The following is a 528-nucleotide window of genomic DNA, read 5'->3' on the forward strand; positions in this document are numbered from 1 at the left end:
AGGTATGATGACCCACTTCCCGAATGAAGGTCTTGATGAAATCCGCCGCAAGGTTGACCGTTTCAAAGTAGAAACAAAGTGGCTAATGGACAGCGCAGGTCTGAAACGTAAAGACATCACACTGCACGTGGCTAACTCTTACATCACGCTAAATCTGCCTGAAGCACATCTGGATATGGTTCGTCCTGGCGGCATGCTGTACGGTGACTACCCTGCAACCCTACCTTACGAGCGCATCGTGTCTTTCAAAACACGCGTAGCATCACTGCACTTCTTCCCTGCAGGCAGCACAATCGGCTACGGCAGCACTAAAGTTTTAGAGCGTGACTCTATCCTGGCTAACCTGCCTATCGGCTACTCAGACGGTTTCGCCCGTTCACTAAGCAACAAAGCTGACGTTCTGATCAACGGTCAGCGTGCTCGCGTAATGGGTAAAGCGTCAATGAACACTACTATGGTTGATGTCACTGACATCATTGGTGTTCAGGCAAACGACGAAGTAGTTGTATTTGGCCGCCAAGGCTTTGA

Annotated in this window: 1 protein-coding gene; it reads left to right on the top strand. The window is 49.8% G+C overall.

Annotated elements, in window-relative coordinates:
* Positions 1-528: alanine racemase C-terminal domain-containing protein (locus R7E78_RS30175; protein ID WP_318059149.1), on the top strand; the 528-nt coding region annotated here is incomplete at both ends.

The sequence above is a fragment of the Vibrio sp. YT-19(2023) genome (assembly GCF_033337395.1).